The sequence below is a fragment of the Pseudomonas sp. LBUM1672 genome (assembly GCF_059695655.1).
Genome location: NZ_CP166781.1, coordinates 2,754,064 through 2,775,281 on the forward strand (window position 1 = coordinate 2,754,064; position 21,218 = coordinate 2,775,281).

The following is a 21,218-nucleotide window of genomic DNA, read 5'->3' on the forward strand; positions in this document are numbered from 1 at the left end:
GAGGGTTACTGAACGGCTTCGATGCGCTTGATCAGGTCGGCGTAAGGCGCGCCGTATTTCTCGCGGATCGAGGCGGTGGCCTCATAGAAAGGTTTCTTGTCGACGGCGATGAACTCGACGCCGGCTGCCTTGAGTTTTTCCTCACTGCTGGCGGATTTTGCATCCCACAACGTGCGTTCTTGCGCCTGTGCGGCTTTGGCGGTTTTTTTCACCAGCACTTGTTGCTCGGGGGTGAGCTTGTCCCAGGTGATCTTCGACATCACGATCGGTTCAGGCAGGATCAAGTGCCCGGTCAGGCTGTAGTACTTGGCATTCTGGTAGTGGTTGTGTTCGAGCAGGGTCGGCGGGTTGTTTTCCGCGCCGTCGATCACGCCAGTCTGCAGGGCGCTGAAGATCTCGCCGGTGTCCATCGCAATGCCGTTGCCGCCCATGGCGTTGATGGTCTCGATGAACATCGGGTTGCCTTGCACGCGGATTTTCATGCCCTTGAGGTCTTCAAGTTTGCGCACCGGTTTTTTCGTGTAGATGTTGCGCGTGCCGCCGTCCATCCAGGCCAGGGCGACCAGGTTGAATTCGGAGTTGGTGATCTTGTCGAGAATTTCGTCGCCGACGTCACCGTCGATGACTTTGCGCATGTGCGCCTGATCGCGGAACACGAACGGCATGTTGAACACGTTCACGTCCGGCACCACCGGCCCGACGATGCCAAGGCTGACCCGGGCCATCTGGATGGCGCCGACCTGGGCTTGTTCAACCACTTCTTTTTCCGAGCCGAGCACACCGCCGGCGAACATCTTGAAAGTCAGCGTGCCGTTGCTGTCGGCCACCAGGGTTTTGCCCAGTTGTTCTTCGGCCACCACGGTCGGGTAGCCGGCCGGGTGGATGTCGGCGAATTTGATTTCCAGCGCTTGGGCGGCACTGCTGAGGGTGAAGGCCAAGGGGAGTGCAGCGGCGAGCAAGGTGCGTTTGAAGTCCATGGGGGTGTCTCCAGTTTGTTATTTTTTTTGTATTCAAGGCGCAGCGGTGCAGCAGAATCGGTTAAAGCAGATCGTTGAACAGCGGTTCCGGTAAACCTTTGATGCCGGGGGCGAGCGCGAACACGCCGCCGGCCAATGACTGAGGGTCATGGTCGTCACCGGGGCGGATCGAGGTCACGAACAGCGTGTCCAGTCGACTGCCACCGAAGGCGCACATGGTGGGTTTTTTCACGGGGACGGCGAGGGAACGGTCCAGTCGGCCGTCCGGGGTGAAGCGGTGAATCAGTCCGGCGTCGTTGGCGCAAATCCAGTAGCCGCCTTCGGCATCAACGGCGGCGCCGTCGGGGCGGCCGGGGAACTGGTTCATGTCGACGAACAGCCGCCGGTTGGACGGGGTGCCGCTGTCGATGTCGTAATCGAAGGCCCAGATCTGCTGGACCAAGGGATGGGAATCAGACAAGTACATCGTCCGGCCATCCGGGCTGAAGCCCAGACCGTTGGGCACAATGAAGCCGTCGAGTCGCGCTTCAAGCGGCCCGCGCTGCCCGGCGCTGTAGCGATACAACGTGCCGTCTGCGGCGTTGGCGCCCATGTTCAACACCATGCTGCCGGCCCAGAAACGCCCCTGACGATCACAGCGACCGTCGTTCAGGCGCATGTCGACACGGGCGTGATCGATGTGCGCGAGCAGTTCGCTGTCGAGGCTGCCGTCGTTGTGCGGCTGCAAATGGAAGAAGCCGCTTTCCATCCCGGCCACCCAGCCGCCGTCGCTGTGACGGGCGATACAGGCGAGCATTTCCGGGGCGGTCCAGGCATGGACATGACCGCTGTCGGCGCTCCAGCGCTGCAATCCACCGGCAGGAATATCCACCCAATACAGGGCGTTTTCCTCGGGGACCCAGACCGGGCTTTCACCGACCGCGTTTCGGGCATCGACAATCAATTCGGCTTGCATGGCGACTCATTCCCTTGGGTTTTTGTTGTGGGGATCAAGTGAGGTCAGCGGGTTCAGTCACCGAAAGGGCCGGACGACACAAACGCGCCACCCTGGTAAACCATGGCCGGGTCATCAGCGGCGGGCATCGGCTGTGCTTCGACTTTTTCGCGGAACACTTCGGAGCTGTCCTGAGGAGCAAAGCCCAGCGCGGTGGCGAAACGGTTGTCCCACCAGACGTTCTTGTTGTCGGACATGCCGTAGACCACGGTATGGCCGACGTTCGGCGCGTACAGCGCGCGTTCGAGCAAGTGGGTCAGGTCGCCGAAGCTCAGCCAGGTGCTCATCATTCGGCGGTTTTGCGGTTCCGGGAACGAGGAGCCGATGCGGATGCTGACGGTCTCGATGCCGTAGCGATCGAAGTAGAAACTGGCCATGTCTTCGCCGTAGGACTTGGACAAACCGTAATAGCTGTCCGGGCGGCGAGGGCAGTAGGCGTCGATGGTTTCGCCTTGTTTGTAGAAACCGATGACGTGGTTGGAACTGGCGAAAATCACCCGCTTCACGCCATGGCGGCGCGCGGCTTCGTATATATGGAAGACGCCGCAAATGTTGGCGCCGAGGATTTCTTCAAACGAGTGCTCCGTCGATACGCCACCGAAATGCAAGATCGCGTCCACGCCTTCGACCAGTTGGTGCACGGCCTGCTTGTCTGCCAGATCGCAGGTGACGACTTCTTCGCGGTCATCGACGGCCGATGCCATGTTGGCGATGTCCGACAGGCGAATGACGTTGGCATAAGGACGCAGGCTTTCGCGCAAGACTTTACCCAGGCCACCGGCGGCACCGGTCAGCAGCAGGCGATTGAAAGGGGCTGAAGGAGTGCTGGTCATGGAAGTCCCTGTGTACGCAATTATTGTTGTAGGTTGTCGTATGACTATGCCGAAGTATCGTTAGGCTTTCCGAGTCTTGTCAACGCGACTTTGGTTGAAAATGACGGAGGGTCTTGTGGCAAAGGTGTTTTCCTTTGGCAAAGGAGATACCTGAGCCAAAGGGAATACGTGTGGCGAGGGGATTTATCCCCGTTGGGCCGCGAAGCGGCCCCAAAACTGAATCTTCATTTCTTCAGGCAAACCGCATAGCTGGATTGACGACTGCTTCGCAGCCGAACGGGGATAAATCCCCTCGCCACAGGTGATGTGAACCTGCAGAAGATGTCTGTCTACAACAACGAAATCGGGTAGCTGATGAAAATGCGGTTTTCGTCGAACTCGTTGGTGCTGAAGCTCTTGCGGATGGTTGCGTTGCGCCATTTTACATTGAGGTTCTTCAGCGGGCCGCTTTGCACGGTGTAGGCCAGTTCCGATTCGCGGCCCCATTCCTTGCCGTCGGTGATCGCCCCGGTGTGCACGTTATCGCCGCTGATGTAGCGGTTCATCATCGTCAGGCCGGGAACGCCGAGGGCGACGAAGTTGTAGTCGTGGCGCAGCTGCCAGGATTTTTCCTTGGCGTTGTCGTAGCTGGAGTTGTAACTGTCGTTGGCCAAGGTGCCGCCGCTGGTGCCGTTGACCCGCATCCAGACGTCGTCGCCGCTGAGTTTTTGCAGGCCGACGTAGAAGGTGTTGCCGCCGTATTTGGCCGAGAGCATGGCGAATGCGGTTTTGTTGTCCAGGTCGCCGGCGAAGGCGCTGCCGTCTTCCTTGCCGGTGAAGTAGCCGAGGTTGGCGCCCAGGGTCCAGTCGCCGATGGGCTGGCTGTGGCTCAGGTTGAAATACTGTTGTTGATAGATGTCGCTGAGTTCCGAGTACCAGACGCCGACCTGGGTGCGCTTGTCGTTGAAGGCGTATTCGCCGCCGCCGAAGTTGAAGCGGTCCGAGGTGAACGCGGCTTTGGTGTTCATGGACATGTCTTCCATGCTCGCATCGTTGCGCGGGCTGTTCTGGCGGAACTGGCCGCCGTAGAGCGTCAGGCCGCTGATTTCGGTGGACGTCACCTGGCCGCCACGGAAGGTTTGCGGCAACGAGCGGCCGTCGTCGGAACGCAGGATCGGCAGCACCGGCATCCATTCCCCGACCTTCAATTCGGTCTTCGAGATTTTGCCTTTCAGCGCCACGCCCATGCGCCCGAAGTTGTCGGCAGGGCGGCCGTCGTCGTGGATCGGCAGCAGTTGTGTGCCGCCCGTGCCTTTGCCGCCATCGAGTTTTTGCGAGTACAGGCCGAGTACGTCCACGCCGAATCCGACGGGGCCCGGAGTGAACCCGGACTTGGCGTCGAGGATGAAGTTTTGTGTCCACTCTTCAGCCTTGCCTTGTGGGTAGGCCGGGTTGGTGTAGTTGCGATTGATATAGGCGTTGCGCAGGTTCAGCGTGGCTTTGGCGTCATCGACGAACCCTTCTGCATTGCTGGTCATGGGCAAGGCGAAAGCCAGGCTGCTGCAACCGATCAGGCTCAGGGTGTGACGGCGTACGAAGGTGGGGCGAGGGGTGCTGGCGAAGGAATTACGGACGAGTTTGCTCACAATGAAGCTCCCTTTTTTCTTGTTGTTTTTATTTTTTGTCATACGTCGTCGTACAACATTGGGGGCGATTATTTGCGAGGCTTTCAGGGGTTGTCAATCAGAAGTTATACGATGACTTAGGCAACTGCCGATATCTGAAGGGCGAACATCGGTTGCGCCAACGGCTGATACGGCGACGAGTCATGGCTCGGAAGCAGAGGTCGCCGCGAGGTAGAGCGGATGCTAGTCTTGGCCAACGCTGTTGTCAGGGAGCCCTCATGGGCAATCACAAGATCGAGATTCGTCGCAGTAACGTCGAGAAGATATTGCTGGGGGCCGAAAAGGTCTTCGCCGAAAAAGGCTTTGGCGGCACCGCCATGGCCGACATTGCCGCAGAAGTGCAACTGCCGCGCTCCAACCTGCATTACTACTTCAGCACCAAAAGCGAACTGTACAGCGCGGTGCTGTTGGGTTTGCTGGAAGTGTGGAAGCAGGACGCCTTGTGCTTCGAGATGTTCGACGACCCGCGCGTGGTGCTCAGCAGCTACATCCGCGCCAAGATGAACCACTCCCGCAGCCGGCCTTATGGCTCGAAAGTCTGGGCCAACGAAATCATCCACGGCGCCCCGACGCTGGGCGTGGCGCTGGACGCGAGCCTGTACGACTGGGCCAAGATGAAAGAAGCGAAAATCCGCCAGTGGGTGGACGACAAACGCATCCTGCCGGTGGAGCCTTCAAGCCTGCTGTACATGATCTGGGCTTCGACCCAGCATTACGCGGACTTTGATCATCAGGTGAATATCCTCAATGATCATCAGCCGCTGTCGGACATGCAGTTCGAGCGGGCGGTGCAGACGGTGACGAGTGTGATTTTGCGGGGGATCGGACTGGAGCCTTGAGATTTTCGGTGTGGCTGCCGGCCTCTTCGCGGGCAAGCCTCGCACCTACAGGTTTTGTGTCGATCCACGATTAAATGATCGACGGTGGACCCTGTAGGAGCGAGGCTTGCCCGCGAAGGCGTCAGCTCAGGCGACGCACATCTCAAACCGCAACATGGTACGGGTTCCTCGGATCATGATTCCAATCCAGAAACGGCTTGCCGTTCTCCATCGGCACCATCTCGATGCAATCCTCCACCGGGCAGGTAATCTGGCACAGGTTGCAGCCCACGCACTCGTCATCAATCACTTCGTACTTATGCGTCCCGTCCGCCTGCTTCAGGCTCGCCACCGCCTGGTGCGAAGTGTCTTCGCAAGCGATGTGGCAACGCCCGCAACCGATACACGCCTCCTGATCAATCTTCGCGATCACTTGATAGTTGATGTCCAGGTACTTCCAGTCCGTGGTGTTGCCCACCGCGCGGCCGGAAAATTCCGAAATGCTGGCGTAACCCTGACTGTCCATCCAGCGTGACAACCCGTCCTTCATTTCCTCGACAATCCGGAAGCCATGCAGCATCGCCGCCGTGCACACCTGCACCGAGCCGCTGCCCAGGGCGATGAATTCCGCGGCATCGCGCCAGCTGCCGATGCCGCCAATGCCGGAGATCGGCAGGCCTTGGGTCTGCGGGTCGCGGGCGATTTCGGCGACCATGTTCAGCGCAATCGGCTTCACCGCCGAGCCGCAATAACCGCCATGGGTACTTTGGTTGCCGACGGCGGGATTGGCGACCATGCGCTCCAGATTGACGCTGGTGATCGAGTTGATGGTGTTGATCAGCGACACCGCATCTGCTCCACCGCGATGGGCTGCTCGGGCGGCAACGCGGATGTCGGTGATGTTCGGCGTGAGCTTGACGATCACCGGCAGCGAGCAATACGTCTTGCACCAACGGGTGACCTGCTCGACGTACTCCGGCACCTGGCCGACCGCCGCGCCCATGCCGCGTTCCGGCATGCCGTGCGGACAACCGAAGTTCAGCTCGATGCCGTCGGCGCCGGTGGCTTCCACCAGCGGCAGGATGAATTTCCACGACTCTTCGACGCAGGGCACCATCAGCGAAACGATCAGCGCGCGGTCCGGCCAGTCCTTTTTGACCTGGGTGATTTCCCGCAGGTTGATCTCCAGCGAGCGGTCGGTGATCAGCTCGATATTGTTGAAGCCGACCACTTCACGGTTGGCACCGAAGAGCGCGGAGTAACGCGAGGACACGTTGACCGCCGCCGGGTCTTCACCCAGGGTTTTCCAGACCACGCCACCCCAGCCGGCCTCGAAGGCGCGAACCACGTTGTAAGCCTTGTCGGTCGGCGGCGCGGAGGCCAGCCAGAACGGATTCGGGGATTTGATGCCAGCGAAGACAATCGAGAGATCGGCCATTTACGCAGCCTCCACGTTGAGCATCAGTTGAGCGTTGATGGCCTCGGCCGCCTGTTTGCCATGCTGCACGGCTTGCACGGTGAGGTCTTGGTCGAGGCTGGTGCAGTCGCCACCGGCATACACGCCGGGAATGCTGGTACGCAGCTGTTCATCGACCTGGATTCGATCGCCCTGACGCTTGAGTTCGCGTGCCAGTGGATCGGCGAGGGCGCTGGCATCGAAGGCCTGGCCGATGGCTTTGAAAATCGCGTCGGCCGCCAATTCGAAGGTTTCGCCGGTGGTTTGCAAGCGACCTTCTACCAGGCGCGTGCGGGCGAAGCGCATGCCGCGCACGTTGCCTTGGTCATTGAGCAGCACTTCTTCGGGCTGCGCCCAGGTCAGCAAACGCACCTGATTGGCCTTGGCGATGTCCTGTTCGTGGCCGGTGGCGCCCATTTCCTCGACGCCGCGGCGGTACACCAGATTCACGTCGCGAGCCCCGAGGCGGGCCATTTGCACGGCCATGTCGATGGCCGTATTGCCGGCACCAAGGACGATGCAATGATCCGCCAACGGCAGTTGGCTCAGGTCATCCGCCTGACGCAGTTCGCGGATGTAGTCGGTGGCCGCGAGCAGGCCGGGTGCGTCTTCGTGAGGCAAGCCCAGTTGTTTGCTGGCGGCCAGGCCGAGGCCAAGGAACACCGCGTCGAATTGCTGATGTAGTTCGCTGAGGGTCAGGTTTTCGCCGAGTTTCTGCCCGTGACGGATTTCGATGCCGCCAATCTGCAGCAGAAACTCAAGTTCCTTTTGCGCGTAGTCATCCACCAGTTTGTATTTGGCGATCCCGTACTCGTTGAGGCCGCCAGCCTTTTCCCGCGCCTCGAAAATCACCACGTCATGGCCATGCATCGCACTGCGGTGAGCGCAGGACAACCCGGCCGGGCCGGCACCGACCACGGCGATGCGTTTGCCGGTGGTGGCGGCGCGCTGGAAGGGGTGTTCGCTGAAGTGCGCGTTGTCAACGGCGTACCGTTGCAACAGGCCGATCAGCACCGGTGCGCATTCGTGGTCGTTGTTGCGCACGCAGGCTTGCTGGCAGAGGATTTCCGTCGGGCACACCCGGGCGCAACTGCCGCCGAGGATGTTCGCCGAGAGGATTTTCTGCGCGGCGCCCTGGACGTTTTCCTGATGGATATTGCGAATGAACGACGGGATATCAATCTCGCTCGGACAGGCGTTCACGCACGGCGCGTCGTAGCAATACAGGCAGCGCGAGGCTTCAAGATGCGCCTGACGGTCGTTGAGTGGCGGCGCCAGGTCGGTGAAATGGCCGGCGAGGGTGGCCGCATTCTCATAGGGATGCGGGAGGTGGTTCAGGGTCTTGATCACGGTGTTGGCCTCACGGTTATTGAGGGCTGCCTCTGGTGGGCATTGGTTTTTGTGGCGCTTGTACTGGCGCCATCGCGAGCAGGCTCGCTCCCGCAGGGGAAGGCATTTCAAATGTGGGAGCGAGCCTGCTCGCGATGGCCGAAGGCCTCGATTTCAGCGTTTCACAGCAGTCGGCTTATTTTGTTCAGCCCGCTTGTTCAGCAAATCAAACACCGCCGGATACGCCGGCCGTTCGACATACCGCCCGGCACCACGCTCAGCCCGCAAGTCGCCATCAGCCCACACCACCCGGCCCTGGCTCACGGTATGGCTCGGCACGCCACGTACGGTCTTGCCTTCAAAGATGTTGAAGTCAACCTGCTGGTGGTGAGTCTTCGCCGAAATAGTCCGCGTCCCCTCAGGATCCCACAGCACCAGGTCCGCATCCGCACCCACGCGAATCGCCCCTTTGCGCGGGTAGAGGTTGAAGATCTTCGCGGTGTTGGTGGAGGTCAGCGCCACGAAGTGCTGCATCGACAAGCGCCCGGTATTGACCCCTTCATCCCAGAGCACGGCCATGCGGTCTTCGATACCGGCGGTGCCGTTGGGGATCTTGCTGAAGTCATCGAGGCCGGCGGCTTTCTGCTCGGCGCAGAAGCAGCAATGGTCGGTGGCGGTGGTGTGCAGGTTGCCCGATTGCAGGCCATGCCAAAGCGCTTCCTGATGGCCGCGAGGACGGAAGGGCGGGCTCATCACGTAACCGGCGGCGGTTTGCCAGTCCGGGTGTTGGTAGACGCTGTCGTCCAGCAGCAGATGCCCGGCCAACACTTCGCCGTAGACCTGCTGGCCCTTGCTGCGGGCGTAGGTGATTTCGTCCAGCGCTTCCTTGGTCGAGACATGCACCAGGTACAGCGGCGTGCCCAGGGTTTCGGCGATACGGATTGCCCGGCTTGCGGCTTCGCCTTCCACTTGGGAAGGGCGCGACAGCGGATGCGCTTCAGGCCCGGTCATGCCCTGGGCCATCAACTTGCGTTGCAGGTGATAGACCAGCTCGCCGTTTTCCGCGTGCACCGTCGGCACCGCGCCGAGTTCCAGGCAGCGCTCGAAACTCGCCACCAAGGTGTCATCGGCCGCCATGATCGCGTTCTTGTACGCCATGAAATGTTTGAAGCTGTTGACCCCGTGCTGGCTGACCAGTTCGGCCATTTCCTCGCGAACCTGTTCGCTCCACCAGGTAATGGCGACATGGAATCCGTAATCCGATGCCGACTTCTCGGCCCAGCCGCGCCACTGATGAAACGCTTCCATCAAGGATTGCTGCGGGTTGGGAATCACAAAGTCGATGATCGACGTCGTACCACCGGCAAGGCCTGCCGCCGTGCCGCTGAAAAAGTCTTCACTGGCGACGGTACCCATGAAGGGCAGTTGCATGTGCGTGTGCGGGTCGATGCCGCCGGGCATCAGGTATTGGCCGCTGCCGTCGAGCACTTCAGCGCCCGCCGGAACATCAAGGTTATCGCCAATGGCTTTAATCACGCCATCAGCGCAATAGACGTCGGCGCGGTAACTTTCATCATGGGTAATAACGGTGGCGCCACGGATCAACAGAGACATTCCGAGTTCCTCGCAGGCAATGACCGACTTATGCCGGTTCTAAATGTTTTATATGAAGCTGACGCAAACAGGAGTATTCCTGTCAACGCTGTCAGGAATAGAAGCTAGTCTGAGTTTATGGAATGAGCAAGAATATTTTTTATAAGCTTATGACTATTTTAACATATTGATAATTAACGATAAAAACGTTAACTCACCAAAATGGTGTGGCTTCGAACCATTTTGACGCACTTGACAGGTTCTAAAAATGAACGAGATTTCTTATGTGAAATCAGCTGCTTGAGGATGGTCTATGGTTGATGCGCAACTTTGAAAAAAAGATGTATGCACCAGATTGAGCCCTGACTGTTCGGACAACTTGCCTGGCATTCGGCCTGAGTGAATAGGCAAGTCACCGAGGACTTATCCGGACTGTATATAAAAACTGATAAATATCAGTTGGTTGCGAAGTTTTTGTGGAACTGCCCGATGCGCAACAGGGGTGCCCGGCACGCTTATTGATGCCGCCAGCCCCTGATGAGCAAAAAATAATTCAAAGAACAGTGGAGCGGCCATGCAACAGATCAGATCGCAAGTGACCGAGCGCGACGGCTTGTTTGAGCTCGAAGCCGGCAGCGACGTCCTCGACAGTCCCCGTTACAACCACGACATGGCACCGACCAAGGTGCACGAGCGAACCTGGAACAAATGGCACATCACTGCGTTGTGGGTTGGCATGGCGATCTGCGTGCCGACCTACACCCTCGGCGGCGTGCTCACCGCCTATTTCGGCCTGAGCGTCGGTGAAGCGCTGCTGGCGATTCTGTTCGCCAACATCATCGTGCTGATCCCGCTGACCCTGAACGCCTTTCCCGGTACCAAGTACGGCATTCCGTTTCCGGTGCTGTTGCGCTCGTCCTTCGGCATTCTTGGCTCCAACGTTCCGTGCCTGATCCGAGCGCTGGTGGCGTGCGGCTGGTTCGGCATTCAGACGATGTTCGGCGGGCTGGCCATTCACCTGTTTCTCGGTTCGGTGTTCGACGGTTGGAAAGCCCTCGGCGGGACCGGTGAAGTGATCGGCTTCATGGTGTTCTGGGCCTTGAACCTGTGGGTGGTGATTCGCGGTGCGGACTCGATCAAATGGCTCGAAACCCTTTCCGCGCCTTTATTGGTGCTGGTGGGCGTGGGGCTGCTGGTGTGGGCGATGCCGAACGTGTCGATGACCGAATTGATGGCGATCCCACCCAAGCGTCCGGAAGGGGCCAGCGTGGTCAGTTACTTTGCCGCCGGGTTGACCGCGATGGTCGGGTTCTGGGCCACTTTGTCGCTGAACATCCCGGACTTCAGCCGCTATGCGAAAAGCCAGAAAGACCAGATCGTTGGACAGATTATCGGCTTGCCCCTGACCATGTTCCTGTTCGCCTCGCTGGGCGTGGTGATGACTGCCGCCTCGGTCAAACTGGTGGGCGTCACCGTCTCCGATCCGGTCACCCTGATCGGCCACATCCAGAGCCCGGTCTGGGTCGCATTGGCCATGGCACTGATCATCATCGCGACATTGTCGACCAACACCGCGGCCAATATCGTTTCGCCGACCAACGACTTCCAGAACGTCGCGCCCAAGCTCATCAACCGCACCAAAGCGGTGATGCTCACCGGTCTGGTCGGCCTGGCGCTGATGGCCCACGAACTGTTGAAGAAGCTCGGGTTGATCGTTTCGGATCTAAGCCTTGAGACCGTGTATTCAAACTGGTTGCTGGGCTATTCGAGCCTGTTGGGCCCGATCGCCGGGATCATGGTGGTGGACTATTTCCTGATCAAGAAACAGCAACTGGACCTGGCCGGGTTGTATCGCGATGACGTGTACCCGGCGTGGAACTGGTTCGGCTTTATCGCGTTTGGCGTGCCAGTGGCGTTGACGCTGCTGTCGCTGGGCAGCGATGCATTCAGCTGGTTCTACAGCTATGGCTGGTTCACCGGCTCGGCGCTGGGTGGGCTGATTTATTACGGGTTGTGCTCGATGCGGCCTAACCCGACTGTCGTGAAATCGGCGGTGTGAACACTGGCCTCTTCGCGGGCAAGCCTCGCTCCTACAGGTTCGCGTATTCCTTGTAGGAGCGAAGCTTGCTCGCGAAGACGGCCTTCCAGACAGCCAAAAATTGCCTGAAGAAATCCATAAGAACTGCCTGAGGAGATCATCATGAACGCTGCTGTAGACGTTCTGCAGTCCACCCATCAGCACATCAACCGCGACCGCTTGTGGCAGTCGCTCATGGACCTGGCCAGACTCGGCGCCACGGTCAAGGGGGGCGTCTGCCGCCTGGCCCTGACCGATCTGGACCGTCAGGCCCGGGACATCTTCGTCAACTGGTGCGAGGAGGCCGGTTGCACCGTCAGCATCGACGCCGTCGGCAACATCTTCGCCCGCCGCCCCGGGCGCAATCCGAACCTGCCTCCCGTCATGACCGGCAGCCACATCGACACCCAACCCACTGGCGGCAAGTTCGACGGCTGCTTCGGCGTTCTGGCCGGCGTTGAAGTGCTGCGTACCCTCAACGATCTCGGCGTGGAAACCGAGGCGCCGCTGGAAGTGGTGGTCTGGACCAACGAAGAAGGCTCGCGCTTCGCTCCGTGCATGATGGGCTCCGGCGTATTCGCGGAAAAATTCACCCTCGAAGAAACCCTGGCCAAGGTCGATGCCGATGGCGTCACCGTTGGCGAGGCCCTCAACGCCATCGGCTACGCCGGGCCACGCAAGGTCAGCGGCCATGCCGTCGGTGCCTATTTCGAGGCGCACATCGAGCAAGGCCCGATCCTCGAGGATGAGCACAAAACCATCGGCGTCGTCATGGGCGCCCTCGGCCAGAAATGGTTCGACCTGAAACTGCGCGGCGTCGAAGCCCACGCCGGCCCGACGCCGATGCACCTGCGCAAGGACGCTCTGGTCGGCGCCGCGGTGATCGTCGGCGCCGTCAACCGCGCCGCCCTCGGTCATCAACCCCATGCCTGCGGCACCGTCGGTTGCCTGCAAGCCTATCCCGGCTCACGCAACGTCATCCCCGGTGAAGTGCGCATGACCCTGGACTTCCGTCATCTGGAACCGGCGCGCCTGGACTCGATGATTGCTGAAGTCCGCGAAGTCATCGAAACCACCTGCGAAGAACACGGCCTGACCTTCGAACTGACGCCCACTGCCGACTTCCCGCCGCTGTACTTCGACAAGGCTTGCGTCGAAGCGGTACGCGGCGCGGCGCAAGGCTTGGGGTTGTCGCACATGGACATCGTCAGCGGAGCAGGGCACGACGCGATCTTCCTCGCCGAACTCGGCCCGGCCGGGATGATCTTCGTGCCGTGCGAAGGCGGCATCAGCCACAACGAAATCGAAAACGCCGCGCCGGATGATCTGGCGGCCGGGTGTGCGGTTTTGTTGCGGGCAATGCTGGCGGCGTCGGCGGCGATTGCCAGCGGCCAATTGGCGGCCTGAAGCGCGAACACGGTCGTAGGCTTTGGCAGCGCATGCGCCGCCCAAACCTGCGATCGACCGTGACTCAGTGGCGCGCTTGCAGCGCTTTGAAGATCAGCATCCCCGCGAGCATCGCCATGAAAAACACCCAGGCCTGCCAATGCCCCGTTGGTAATAACACCAGCGCGGGCCCAGGGCAGATGCCCGCAATGCCCCAGCCGACTCCGAACAACAGGCTGCCAGCGATCAGGCGTCGATCCAACTCGCGACTGACCGGCAGTTGCATCGGCGCCCCCAGCAAAGACGTGGCGTGTTTCACCGCCCAATGAAACGGCGCCCAGGCCACCGCAATGGCAGCGATCATCACCAGTGCCAGGGAGGGATCCCATCGCCCGGTGATATCGAGAAACCCCAGCACCTTGGCCGGGTTGGCCATGCCGGCCAACAGCAGGCCGATGCCGAACACCAGGCCGGCGAGGAAAGCGGTCAGCTTTTTCATGCTCAAACCCCCAACAGATGACGCACCACAAACACGGTCACAAAGCCTGTGAACATGAAACACAACGTCGCAACGATGGAGCGTGGTGACAGGCGCGAGATGCCGCACACCCCGTGCCCGCTGGTGCATCCCGAGCCATATCGGGTGCCGATCCCGACGCACAATCCAGCGATGATCAGTCCCACGGCGCCCGTCTTGAATTCAATGGTCGGCCACGCCTGAAACAGCGCCCACAGCAGGGGGGCGGCCAGCAGTCCGAGGATGAACACGGCTTTCTCACCTCGACCGGAATCGCCGGATGACATCAGGCTGCCCAGCAATCCACTGATCCCGGCAATCCGTCCATTGGCCACGATCATCACGCTGGCCGCCAAGCCGATCAGAGCACCTCCGGCCAACGCGGACCACGGGGTGAAGTTAATCGTATCGAGCATCATCGCCATTCTCCGGTCCGGTAAAAATCAGCATGCAGGCACGCGTTTGCTTGAGCTTAGAGCAGCACCTGCAAGAAAACCCTACGACCAAAGATCCCAATGTCTGCCGGCGCGTCACAAACCTAATCCGGATAAGTTGACGGGGCTGGAAGCGTCTTTGCTGGTGCAGTAATTAACATCCACCTCACACGGTCTGTAGCAGCGGCTGCACCTGCTTTGCACTATCCCACCCCCTCGCGGTCGTAATCTTCACAGGGCGGCGCGTCGCTGCGCCGCTGCACCCGTGGAGATCCAATGAGCCAGGACGTCCTGACCACCGAAACCAATCGCCGCCAGTTGCAGCAGATAATCGCCGGTTTGTCCGACGGGGTGATTCTGCTGGAGCTCGACCAGACCATCCTGTGGGCCAATGAAGCCGCGCTGGCCATGCACGGCGTCAGTCGGATCGGCGAATTGGGCGTGAATGCCAAGGAATACGCCAGGCGCTTTGCCTTGCGCTATCGCAATAATCACCCGGTGGCGCCGGAGAACTACCCGATCAGCCGCGTCGCCAAGGGCGAGACGTTCGCCGATGTGCTGGTTGAGGTGACACCGACCGACGACGAAGAACGTACCTGGGTGCATAACGTGCGCAGCATGGTGCTGGCCGACAGCGCAGGCGAGCCGGAGTCGCTGGTGTTGATCATGGACGACGTCACGGAGTGGGCCAGCGCCGAGCAGCGATTCGAGAAGACTTTCAACGCCAACCCGGCGCCGGCGGTGATCTGTCGCCTCAGCGATTTGCGTTACATCAAGGTCAATGCGGGCTTTCTGGAAATGACCGGCTATGCCCGCGACCAAGTGATCGGCGCGTCGACCTATGAGCTGGACATCCTGGACGGGGTAGAAAACAGAGACCTGGCGATCGAGCGTCTGCGCGATCACGCCACGATCCCGCAGATGCAGGCTGAACTGAAACTGCCCGAAGGCGGCAGCAAACAGGTGATCGTCGCCGGCCAACCGCTGGAGTTCAACGAGGAAGACTGCATGCTGTTTTCCTTCGTCGACATGGAGCCGCGTCACAAGGCCGAGGTGGCCTTGCGTCAGAGCGAGGAACGATTTGCCAAGGCGTTTCGCCTGACGCCAGTGCCGACATTGGTCTGCGATGCGCAAGACCAGGTGGTGATCGACGTGAATGAGGCCTTCCTGGACACCCTCGCGTACCCCAGTGAAGAAGTGCTTGGCAAGACCGTTGCCGAACTCGACTTTATCGATGACAAGAGCGCGCGCACCCGGCTGTTTGCAGCACTGGAGAAGGCCGGAAGCCTGGATAGGGTCGATGTCAGAATTCGCCGGAAAGACTCGACCTTGATCGACTGCACGGTGTCGGCCGACACCGTGAACATTCAGGACAATCCTTGCTACCTGCTGGTGCTGATGAACATCACCGAACGCAAACGCACCGAGCTGGAGCTGGTGGCGGCGATCGAGGAGGTGATGAAAGACGCCTCCTGGTTCACCCGCACGCTCATCGAAAAGCTCGCCAACGTGAAGAACATCAACTCGCCGCAGTTGCCCAGCGTGTCCTTCACCGACCTGACTGCCCGCGAGCGCGATGTGCTCGGCCTGATCTGCGAGGGCCTCGCAGACAAGGAAATCGCAGCGCGCCTGAAACTGGCGCCAAACACCGTACGCAACCACGTATCGACGGTTTATTCCAAGCTGGATGTGCACAGTCGCAGCGAAGCGATTGTGTGGGCGCGGGAGCGCGGTTTGTTCTCCAGCGAGTGGCGGCCCAAAGGTCAGCGTTAAGGTGCAAATGCACTAGGCCGGGCAGTGCAAATGGATGTTCTGGCGGGTCGTGGCAGTTCTTAATCTGTAAGGGTGCGAAACGGGCTTTTGGTCGGTATCGCGTCCTCTACGAAACAGCTTAAGGAACAGTCGCATGCTCGGCCAATTCAACAGGTTTTCAGTCGACGGGGTCAGCCGGCCCATGGGTGAATCGCAATGATTTATCTGACGCAATTGCGTGCGCAACTGGAACAGCACTTTTCCCCTCTTGCTTGTGATTGCAGCGTGTCGGGTGACAACTCGGTGACGGTGAAGCTGTATCACCCGGTGTCGGGGCAGGTGGATCTGGTGGTCAGTGGCCTGAGTGTCACTCAGCTCAGAACCCCGGAAGCGGTCGCATCGTTGATTGAGGAGCTGCGTTACGAGCTCGAGAGCAACAGTTTGCATCAGCGGCAGGACTCGGTTTCGTAGCTGTCGTTTTTCAGGGTTGATAAAGAGGCTAAGGGCCTCATTTGCTGGCATTGGCGGCTGGCTAGGCTATAAGAAATGCGAGGGTATTATTTTCTGTGACTAATCTGCGGCTTCGCGGTAAGGGCGTCGGGTCGCGGAAAGTGTCGATGACTTATCGCGGGACAGCCTATGAACAGTCTTGGGAAACGTGCTTTTTCGTCTCTGTCGCTCGCCTTTTGCGTAGCGATTCTCAGTGGTTGCGCCAGTCCGCCACCACCAGCACCCGTCGCACCGCCGCCCGCGCCTCAACGCACGTGTGAAACCACTGAACAGAAAGAAGTGATGGGCGACGCCCGAGTGACCGAAGAGGTGACCCGGGAGACGACGATCACCCGTTGCGTCACTCAGTAATCCTGAGCGGCTGCGTCGTTGCCTTCTTCGTTGCGTTGAGTGCGACTGACCCGGCACCCTCACGGGTGCCGGAAGCCGTGGGCGTCTGAACCTCAGATGTCCTCGATCCTGATCCAGCGTGATTCGTCTGCCGCCAGCCGGATTGCCGTCGCCAGGCGTTCGACTTCCCACGCTTGCTCAAAGTCAGTGCCACTCTGGGACAGGCCGGCCAGCGCCAGTACCAGGTCGTGCACTTCCAGCGTCTTGAGTTCGTTGTACCCCAACTGATGCCCCGCCGCCGGGCTGAACGCGGCGTAACCCGGCAGGTTCGGCCCAGCGAGCAAACGCTGGAAACCGTCCTGACCGACGCGATACAACCGCAGCTCGTTCAAGCGTTCCTGGTCGAACGCCAGCGTGCCTTGCGTGCCGCTGATCTCGAAGCTCAGGTGATTCTTGTAGCCATGCTTGAGCCAACTGCTGCTGAACGTACCTCGTGCGCCGTTGGCAAACCGCAGCAGCGCGTGGACCTGATCGTCGACCGCAATATGCCGCTGTTCCTGGCTGCCCGCCGTCGCAGGACGCTGGAGATGCACGGTCTGAGTGTCGGCGCACACCGATTCGACATCGCCCACCAGGTAGCGCGCCATCGCCAGCAAATGGCTGCCCAGATCCGCCAGCGCACCGCCGGCGTGATCAGCATCGCAACGCCACGACCACGGTGAATCAGGATCGGCCATGAAGTCTTCGCTGAACTCACCCTGAAAACTGATGATCTGCCCCAGCTTGCCGCTGTCGATCAGCTCCCGCGCGAGCCCGATCATCGGGTTGTGCTGATAGTTGTAACCCACCCGCGTCACTACTCCCGCGGCTTTTGCGGCCTGACGCATGGCGTTGGCTTGCTGCAGATTCACCGCCAAAGGCTTCTCGCAATACACCGGTTTGCCGGCGGCAAGGGCGGCCATGGCCATCGGGAAGTGGAGGTGATTGGGGGTGGTGATGGCGATCAGATTGACCTTCGGGTCATCGATCAGCTGTTGCCAGTCGGTGTGCGCGGTTTCAAAACCCCAGGCATCGGCACAGTGCCGGGCGCGGTTTGGATCGGCGTCGGCGAGGGCGGCCAGTCTGAGCTTAAGCGGAAGCTCGAACACCGCGCTGACGTTGCGAAACGCCAGGGCGTGGGCGCGGCCCATGAAACCTGTGCCGATGAGTCCGATACCGAGTTCGCGCATGATGGAAGGCCTTTAGATTTTTATTTTCAGAAGGCACTTTATGGAATAAAAATTCTGTTAATGCAATATGCGGAATAAATATTCATCAGGTTGATGGCTTGATCATTCCCACGCGTGGGGGCGAACGGAACGAACAAAAAAGGCAGCCCCGAGGCTGCCTTTCGTTCATCCGGAGAAATGAATCAGGACAAGAACCCGCCATCCACGTTCAACGAAACCCCGGTGGTGTAGCTCGACGCATCACTCGCCAGATACAGCACCGCACCCGCCATCTCACTCGGATCAGCCACACGCTTGAGCGGGATCTGTTGCAACGCGGTGTTCAAGATCGCCTCGTTCTTCACCAGTGCCGATGCAAACTTGGTGTCGGTCAGACCAGGCAACAGGGCGTTGCAGCGGATGCCGAACTGCGCGCATTCCTTGGCGAACACCTTGGTCATGTTGATCACTGCGGCCTTGGTCACCGAGTAGATGCCCTGGAAGATGCCGGGCGAGATGCCATTGATCGACGCGACGTTGATGATGCTGCCGCCGCCGTTTTCGCGCATCAGTTTGCCGGCTTCGACCGACATGAAGAAGTAGCCGCGGATGTTGACGTCGACGGTTTTCTGAAAGGCGCTGAGGTCGGTGTCCAGCACGTTGCAGAACTGTGGGTTGGTCGCGGCGTTGTTGACCAGGATGTCCAGGCGTCCGAACTGTTCCTTGATACCGGCGAAGACCTGGCTGATCTGTTCCATTTCACCGATATGGCAAGCAACAGCGGTGGCTTTGCCGCCGGCGGCGATGATCGCATCGGCCACGTGCTGGCAGCCGTCGAGCTTGCGGCTCGAAACGATGACGTGGGCGCCTTGCTGGGCCAGCAGTTTGGCGATGGCCTCACCAATGCCACGGCTGGCGCCGGAAACGAATGCGATTTTGCCGTCGAGGTCGAACAACTGAGTCTTGGACATGGGATTCTCTTGTAAAAAGTCTTGTTATTGGGGCCAGGGGGGGCAATCAGCGCCGCGATCAGAGCGTAGATTTCTGGATGACTTGCAGGCTCATCTGCTCCAGCAGTTTGTTCATGTGAATGAACTGCGCGAAGCGTTTGTCCTGGGTTTGACCGTGGAAGAAGCGGTAGTAGATCTGCTGCACGATGCCGGCCAGGCGGAACAGGCCGTAGGTGTAGTAGAAGTCGAAATTGTCGATCTGGATGCCTGAGCGCTCGGCGTAGTAGTCGACGAATTCGCGGCGGGTCAGCATGCCCGGGGCGTGGCTCGGTTGGCGACGCATCAGTTGCACCGGCGCCGGGTCGGCGGCCTCGATCCAGTAGGCGAGGGTGTTGCCGAGGTCCATCAGCGGGTCGCCGAGGGTGGTGAGTTCCCAATCGAGTACGCCGATGATTTGCATCGGGTTGCTCGGGTCGAGGATCACGTTGTCGAAGCGGTAGTCGTTGTGGACGATGCTGGAAGTCGGGTGATCGGCCGGCATCTTGTCGTCAAGCCAGGCCTTGACCGCTTCCCACTTCGGCGCGTCCGGGGTCAGGGCTTTGTCGTAGCGATCACTCCAGCCTTTGATCTGCCGCGCCACATAACCTTCGGGCTTGCCAAGGTCGCCCAGGCCGTAGGCTTTATAGTCGACCCGATGCAGCTCAACGAACTTGTCGATGAAGCTCTTGCACAAGGTTTCGGTCTGCGCCGAGTCCAGGCCCAGTTCCGGCGGCAGTTCGGAGCGCAGGATGATCCCGTTGACCCGTTCCATCACATAGAACTCGGCGCCGATCACCGATTCATCGGTGCAGTGCACATAGGCTTTGGGGCAATACGGGAAACCGTCGCGCAACTGATTGAGGATGCGAAATTCGCGGCCCATGTCGTGTGCGGACTTGGCTTTGTGGCCAAACGGCGGGCGACGCAGGACAAATTCCTGCTCCGGGTATTCCAGCAGGTAGGTCAGGTTCGACGCGCCGCCGGGAAACTGGCTGATTACAGGCAAGCCACTCAAGCCCGGAATGTGGGCCTTGAGGTATGGATCGATCAGGCTGGCATCGAGTTCTTCGCCGGTACGGATACGGGTGGACTGGTCAGTAAGCGCCATGCTTATCCCTTCTGCTTATTTTGGAGGCCAGACATCATTGGCTAATCTAATGGTGCGCCGGGGCAGCCACAAGCGTGGCACGGTCTTATAGGTTAGCGTGTTGCTGGATAATCAGCGTTCCTGATGTGCGGGAACAGGCGCGGGGGCAGGGCTCAGGGGGCGAACAGCGCCCCGGCTCTGGACGCTGTCGAGCGTCCTTCAGTCAGCGAACGAGCGCGGTGGTGACCGGTGCGGGTAACTCAATGGGCGTCAGCACCGGTTGGCCGGAAAAGAACGCCACCAGGTTTTTCCCCACGAGTTCAACGGTGCCTTGGGTCGCTTCCGGGGACAAGCCCGCGACATGTGGCGTCAGGATCACGTTGGTCAGCGCCTTGAGCGCATCGGGCACGTGAGGCTCTGCGTCGAACACATCCAGCGCGGCGCCGGCAATGCGTCGCTGTTCAAGCGCGCTGACCAGGTCTGCGGTGGCGATCACTGAGGCTCGGGCAATGTTCACGACGAACCCCTTTGGCCCCAAGGCCTCGAGCACTTGTCTGTTGATCAGGTGTTTGGTGCCCAGTCCGCCGGGGGTGGCAATGATCAAAAAGTCCGAGGCCCGTGCCAGTTCAGTCGGCGTCGAGCAGAAGGCATAAGGGACATCGCTGCGATGCTGGCGGTTGTGGTAGCTCACGGTCATGTCGAAGCCGGCGGCGGCGCGTTTGGCGATGGCCATGCCGACCGCGCCGAGGCCGAGAATTCCCAGGCGCTTGCCGGCCAGGGAAGGGCGCATGATCTTCGGCCACTCGCCACGTCGAACGGCGGCATCGCAACGGGGAATGTCGCGCACCAGTGCCAGCAACATGGCCATGGCATGGTCGGCGACTGAAGAGGCATTGACCCCGGCGCCATTGGTGACGGTGATGTCGCGGTTGGCCGCGGCTTGCAGGTCGACGTGTTCGTAACCGGCACCGATTACGCAAATGATCTTGAGGTTGGGCAAGGCGGCGATTTCATCGGCGTACAAACCCAGGGGGCCGCGAGTCAGCACGGCATCGATCTGGGCGCCATGTCGTGCGATGGCGTCGGCGCGCTCGGCCGGTGTCGGAGCCAGAATCAGGTGAAAGCCCTGATGTTCGAGAATCGGCAAGTAATCATTAATGGTTTCAACCAGTACCAGAACGGTTGCAGGCATGCTGGGCTCCTGTGGGTATTGAATGTCGGATCTCGAATGTTGCTTCAGACTGCTGATTCCAGAGGAGTTTAG

Annotated in this window: 18 protein-coding genes; 5 read left to right on the plus strand and 13 right to left on the minus strand. The window is 60.0% G+C overall.

The window, feature by feature from the left end:
• Window positions 1-5: 5 nt before the first annotated feature.
• The 4 genes from ACA053_RS12685 to ACA053_RS12700 all read right to left on the minus strand — a co-directional run bounded on the left by ACA053_RS12685 (window position 6) and on the right by ACA053_RS12700 (window position 4,429).
• The gene (locus ACA053_RS12685) at window positions 6-977 is read right to left on the minus strand and encodes a TRAP transporter substrate-binding protein (protein ID WP_497317587.1); all 972 of its coding nucleotides are present in this window, start codon (window positions 975-977) and stop codon (window positions 6-8) included.
• Window positions 978-1,038: 61 nt separating this feature from the next.
• Window positions 1,039-1,932 carry an SMP-30/gluconolactonase/LRE family protein gene (locus ACA053_RS12690; protein ID WP_497395762.1) on the minus strand — a complete coding sequence of 298 codons (894 nt, stop codon included), beginning with the start codon at window positions 1,930-1,932 and terminating at the stop codon, window positions 1,039-1,041.
• A 53-nt stretch (window positions 1,933-1,985) separates the two neighbouring features.
• Window positions 1,986-2,804 (minus strand): NAD-dependent epimerase/dehydratase family protein, encoded by an 819-nt coding sequence (locus tag ACA053_RS12695; RefSeq protein ID WP_497395764.1) that lies wholly within the window; start codon window positions 2,802-2,804, stop codon window positions 1,986-1,988.
• 329 nt (window positions 2,805-3,133) lie between these two features.
• Window positions 3,134-4,429, minus strand: coding sequence for an OprD family porin (locus tag ACA053_RS12700; protein ID WP_497395766.1), 1,296 nt, complete (start codon window positions 4,427-4,429; stop codon window positions 3,134-3,136).
• Window positions 4,430-4,686: 257 nt separating this feature from the next.
• Here ACA053_RS12700 and ACA053_RS12705 point away from each other — a divergent pair, with 257 nt between their 5' ends.
• On the plus strand, window positions 4,687-5,307 hold the full coding sequence (locus tag ACA053_RS12705; RefSeq protein WP_010455096.1) for a TetR/AcrR family transcriptional regulator: 621 nt from the start codon (window positions 4,687-4,689) through the stop codon (window positions 5,305-5,307).
• Window positions 5,308-5,449: 142 nt separating this feature from the next.
• Here the strand turns inward: ACA053_RS12705 and preA are convergent, their stop codons facing one another.
• The 3 genes from preA to hydA all read right to left on the minus strand — a co-directional run bounded on the left by preA (window position 5,450) and on the right by hydA (window position 9,685).
• Window positions 5,450-6,724 (minus strand): NAD-dependent dihydropyrimidine dehydrogenase subunit PreA, encoded by a 1,275-nt coding sequence (gene preA / locus ACA053_RS12710; RefSeq protein ID WP_497317595.1) that lies wholly within the window; start codon window positions 6,722-6,724, stop codon window positions 5,450-5,452.
• A complete protein-coding gene (locus ACA053_RS12715; RefSeq protein WP_497395768.1) occupies window positions 6,725-8,092 on the minus strand; it encodes an NAD(P)-dependent oxidoreductase in 1,368 nt (455 codons plus the stop codon).
• Between the two features lie 153 nt (window positions 8,093-8,245).
• Window positions 8,246-9,685: a dihydropyrimidinase gene (hydA, locus tag ACA053_RS12720; protein ID WP_497395770.1), complete on the minus strand. Its 1,440-nt coding sequence runs from the start codon at window positions 9,683-9,685 to the stop codon at window positions 8,246-8,248.
• A 553-nt stretch (window positions 9,686-10,238) separates the two neighbouring features.
• On the opposite strand from hydA, the gene ACA053_RS12725 reads away from it, so the two are divergent.
• Window positions 10,239-11,723, plus strand: a complete 1,485-nt coding sequence (locus ACA053_RS12725) for an NCS1 family nucleobase:cation symporter-1 (RefSeq protein WP_497395772.1) — start codon at window positions 10,239-10,241, stop codon at window positions 11,721-11,723.
• A gap of 141 nt (window positions 11,724-11,864) precedes the next feature.
• Window positions 11,865-13,148 carry a Zn-dependent hydrolase gene (locus tag ACA053_RS12730; protein ID WP_497395774.1) on the plus strand — a complete coding sequence of 428 codons (1,284 nt, stop codon included), beginning with the start codon at window positions 11,865-11,867 and terminating at the stop codon, window positions 13,146-13,148.
• 64 nt (window positions 13,149-13,212) lie between these two features.
• On the opposite strand, the gene ACA053_RS12735 is transcribed toward ACA053_RS12730, so the two are convergent.
• Together ACA053_RS12735 and ACA053_RS12740 are read right to left on the minus strand one after the other, a co-directional pair.
• Window positions 13,213-13,626, minus strand: a complete 414-nt coding sequence (locus tag ACA053_RS12735; protein WP_497395776.1) for a DUF6691 family protein — start codon at window positions 13,624-13,626, stop codon at window positions 13,213-13,215.
• 2 nt (window positions 13,627-13,628) lie between these two features.
• Window positions 13,629-14,063 carry a YeeE/YedE family protein gene (locus ACA053_RS12740; RefSeq protein ID WP_497317603.1) on the minus strand — a complete coding sequence of 145 codons (435 nt, stop codon included), beginning with the start codon at window positions 14,061-14,063 and terminating at the stop codon, window positions 13,629-13,631.
• A 291-nt stretch (window positions 14,064-14,354) separates the two neighbouring features.
• Between ACA053_RS12740 and ACA053_RS12745 the strand changes: the two genes are divergently transcribed.
• Window positions 14,355-15,851, plus strand: a complete 1,497-nt coding sequence (locus ACA053_RS12745; RefSeq protein ID WP_497317605.1) for a helix-turn-helix transcriptional regulator — start codon at window positions 14,355-14,357, stop codon at window positions 15,849-15,851.
• A gap of 195 nt (window positions 15,852-16,046) precedes the next feature.
• Entirely contained in the window at window positions 16,047-16,301 is a 255-nt protein-coding gene (locus tag ACA053_RS12750; RefSeq protein WP_497317607.1) for a DUF1652 domain-containing protein, read from the plus strand.
• A 482-nt stretch (window positions 16,302-16,783) separates the two neighbouring features.
• Here ACA053_RS12750 and ACA053_RS12755 read toward each other — a convergent pair whose 3' ends face one another.
• The 4 genes from ACA053_RS12755 to ACA053_RS12770 form a co-directional block, all read right to left on the minus strand.
• Entirely contained in the window at window positions 16,784-17,899 is a 1,116-nt protein-coding gene (locus ACA053_RS12755; RefSeq protein WP_497395778.1) for a Gfo/Idh/MocA family protein, read from the minus strand.
• Between the two features lie 182 nt (window positions 17,900-18,081).
• Window positions 18,082-18,849: an SDR family oxidoreductase gene (locus ACA053_RS12760; RefSeq protein WP_109630332.1), complete on the minus strand. Its 768-nt coding sequence runs from the start codon at window positions 18,847-18,849 to the stop codon at window positions 18,082-18,084.
• Between the two features lie 58 nt (window positions 18,850-18,907).
• On the minus strand, window positions 18,908-19,975 hold the full coding sequence (locus ACA053_RS12765; protein WP_497317611.1) for a phosphotransferase family protein: 1,068 nt from the start codon (window positions 19,973-19,975) through the stop codon (window positions 18,908-18,910).
• A 202-nt stretch (window positions 19,976-20,177) separates the two neighbouring features.
• A complete protein-coding gene (locus tag ACA053_RS12770) occupies window positions 20,178-21,146 on the minus strand; it encodes a 2-hydroxyacid dehydrogenase (protein WP_497395780.1) in 969 nt (322 codons plus the stop codon).
• Between the last annotated feature and the right edge of the window lie 72 nt (window positions 21,147-21,218).

Excerpts from the sequence above, each read along its gene's own strand:
- ACA053_RS12750 (WP_497317607.1), top strand. The coding sequence starts at position 16,047 with ATGATTTATCTGACGCAATTGCGTGCGCAACTGGAACAGCACTTTTCC.
- preA (WP_497317595.1), bottom strand. The coding sequence starts at position 6,724 with ATGGCCGATCTCTCGATTGTCTTCGCTGGCATCAAATCCCCGAATCCG.
- ACA053_RS12765 (WP_497317611.1), bottom strand. The coding sequence starts at position 19,975 with ATGGCGCTTACTGACCAGTCCACCCGTATCCGTACCGGCGAAGAACTC.
- ACA053_RS12735 (WP_497395776.1), bottom strand. The coding sequence starts at position 13,626 with ATGAAAAAGCTGACCGCTTTCCTCGCCGGCCTGGTGTTCGGCATCGGC.
- ACA053_RS12690 (WP_497395762.1), bottom strand. The coding sequence starts at position 1,932 with ATGCAAGCCGAATTGATTGTCGATGCCCGAAACGCGGTCGGTGAAAGC.
- ACA053_RS12695 (WP_497395764.1), bottom strand. The coding sequence starts at position 2,804 with ATGACCAGCACTCCTTCAGCCCCTTTCAATCGCCTGCTGCTGACCGGT.
- ACA053_RS12740 (WP_497317603.1), bottom strand. The coding sequence starts at position 14,063 with ATGATGCTCGATACGATTAACTTCACCCCGTGGTCCGCGTTGGCCGGA.
- ACA053_RS12745 (WP_497317605.1), top strand. The coding sequence starts at position 14,355 with ATGAGCCAGGACGTCCTGACCACCGAAACCAATCGCCGCCAGTTGCAG.
- ACA053_RS12685 (WP_497317587.1), bottom strand. The coding sequence starts at position 977 with ATGGACTTCAAACGCACCTTGCTCGCCGCTGCACTCCCCTTGGCCTTC.
- ACA053_RS12760 (WP_109630332.1), bottom strand. The coding sequence starts at position 18,849 with ATGTCCAAGACTCAGTTGTTCGACCTCGACGGCAAAATCGCATTCGTT.
- ACA053_RS12725 (WP_497395772.1), top strand. The coding sequence starts at position 10,239 with ATGCAACAGATCAGATCGCAAGTGACCGAGCGCGACGGCTTGTTTGAG.
- ACA053_RS12755 (WP_497395778.1), bottom strand. The coding sequence starts at position 17,899 with ATGCGCGAACTCGGTATCGGACTCATCGGCACAGGTTTCATGGGCCGC.
- hydA (WP_497395770.1), bottom strand. The coding sequence starts at position 9,685 with ATGTCTCTGTTGATCCGTGGCGCCACCGTTATTACCCATGATGAAAGT.
- ACA053_RS12705 (WP_010455096.1), top strand. The coding sequence starts at position 4,687 with ATGGGCAATCACAAGATCGAGATTCGTCGCAGTAACGTCGAGAAGATA.
- ACA053_RS12770 (WP_497395780.1), bottom strand. The coding sequence starts at position 21,146 with ATGCCTGCAACCGTTCTGGTACTGGTTGAAACCATTAATGATTACTTG.
- ACA053_RS12730 (WP_497395774.1), top strand. The coding sequence starts at position 11,865 with ATGAACGCTGCTGTAGACGTTCTGCAGTCCACCCATCAGCACATCAAC.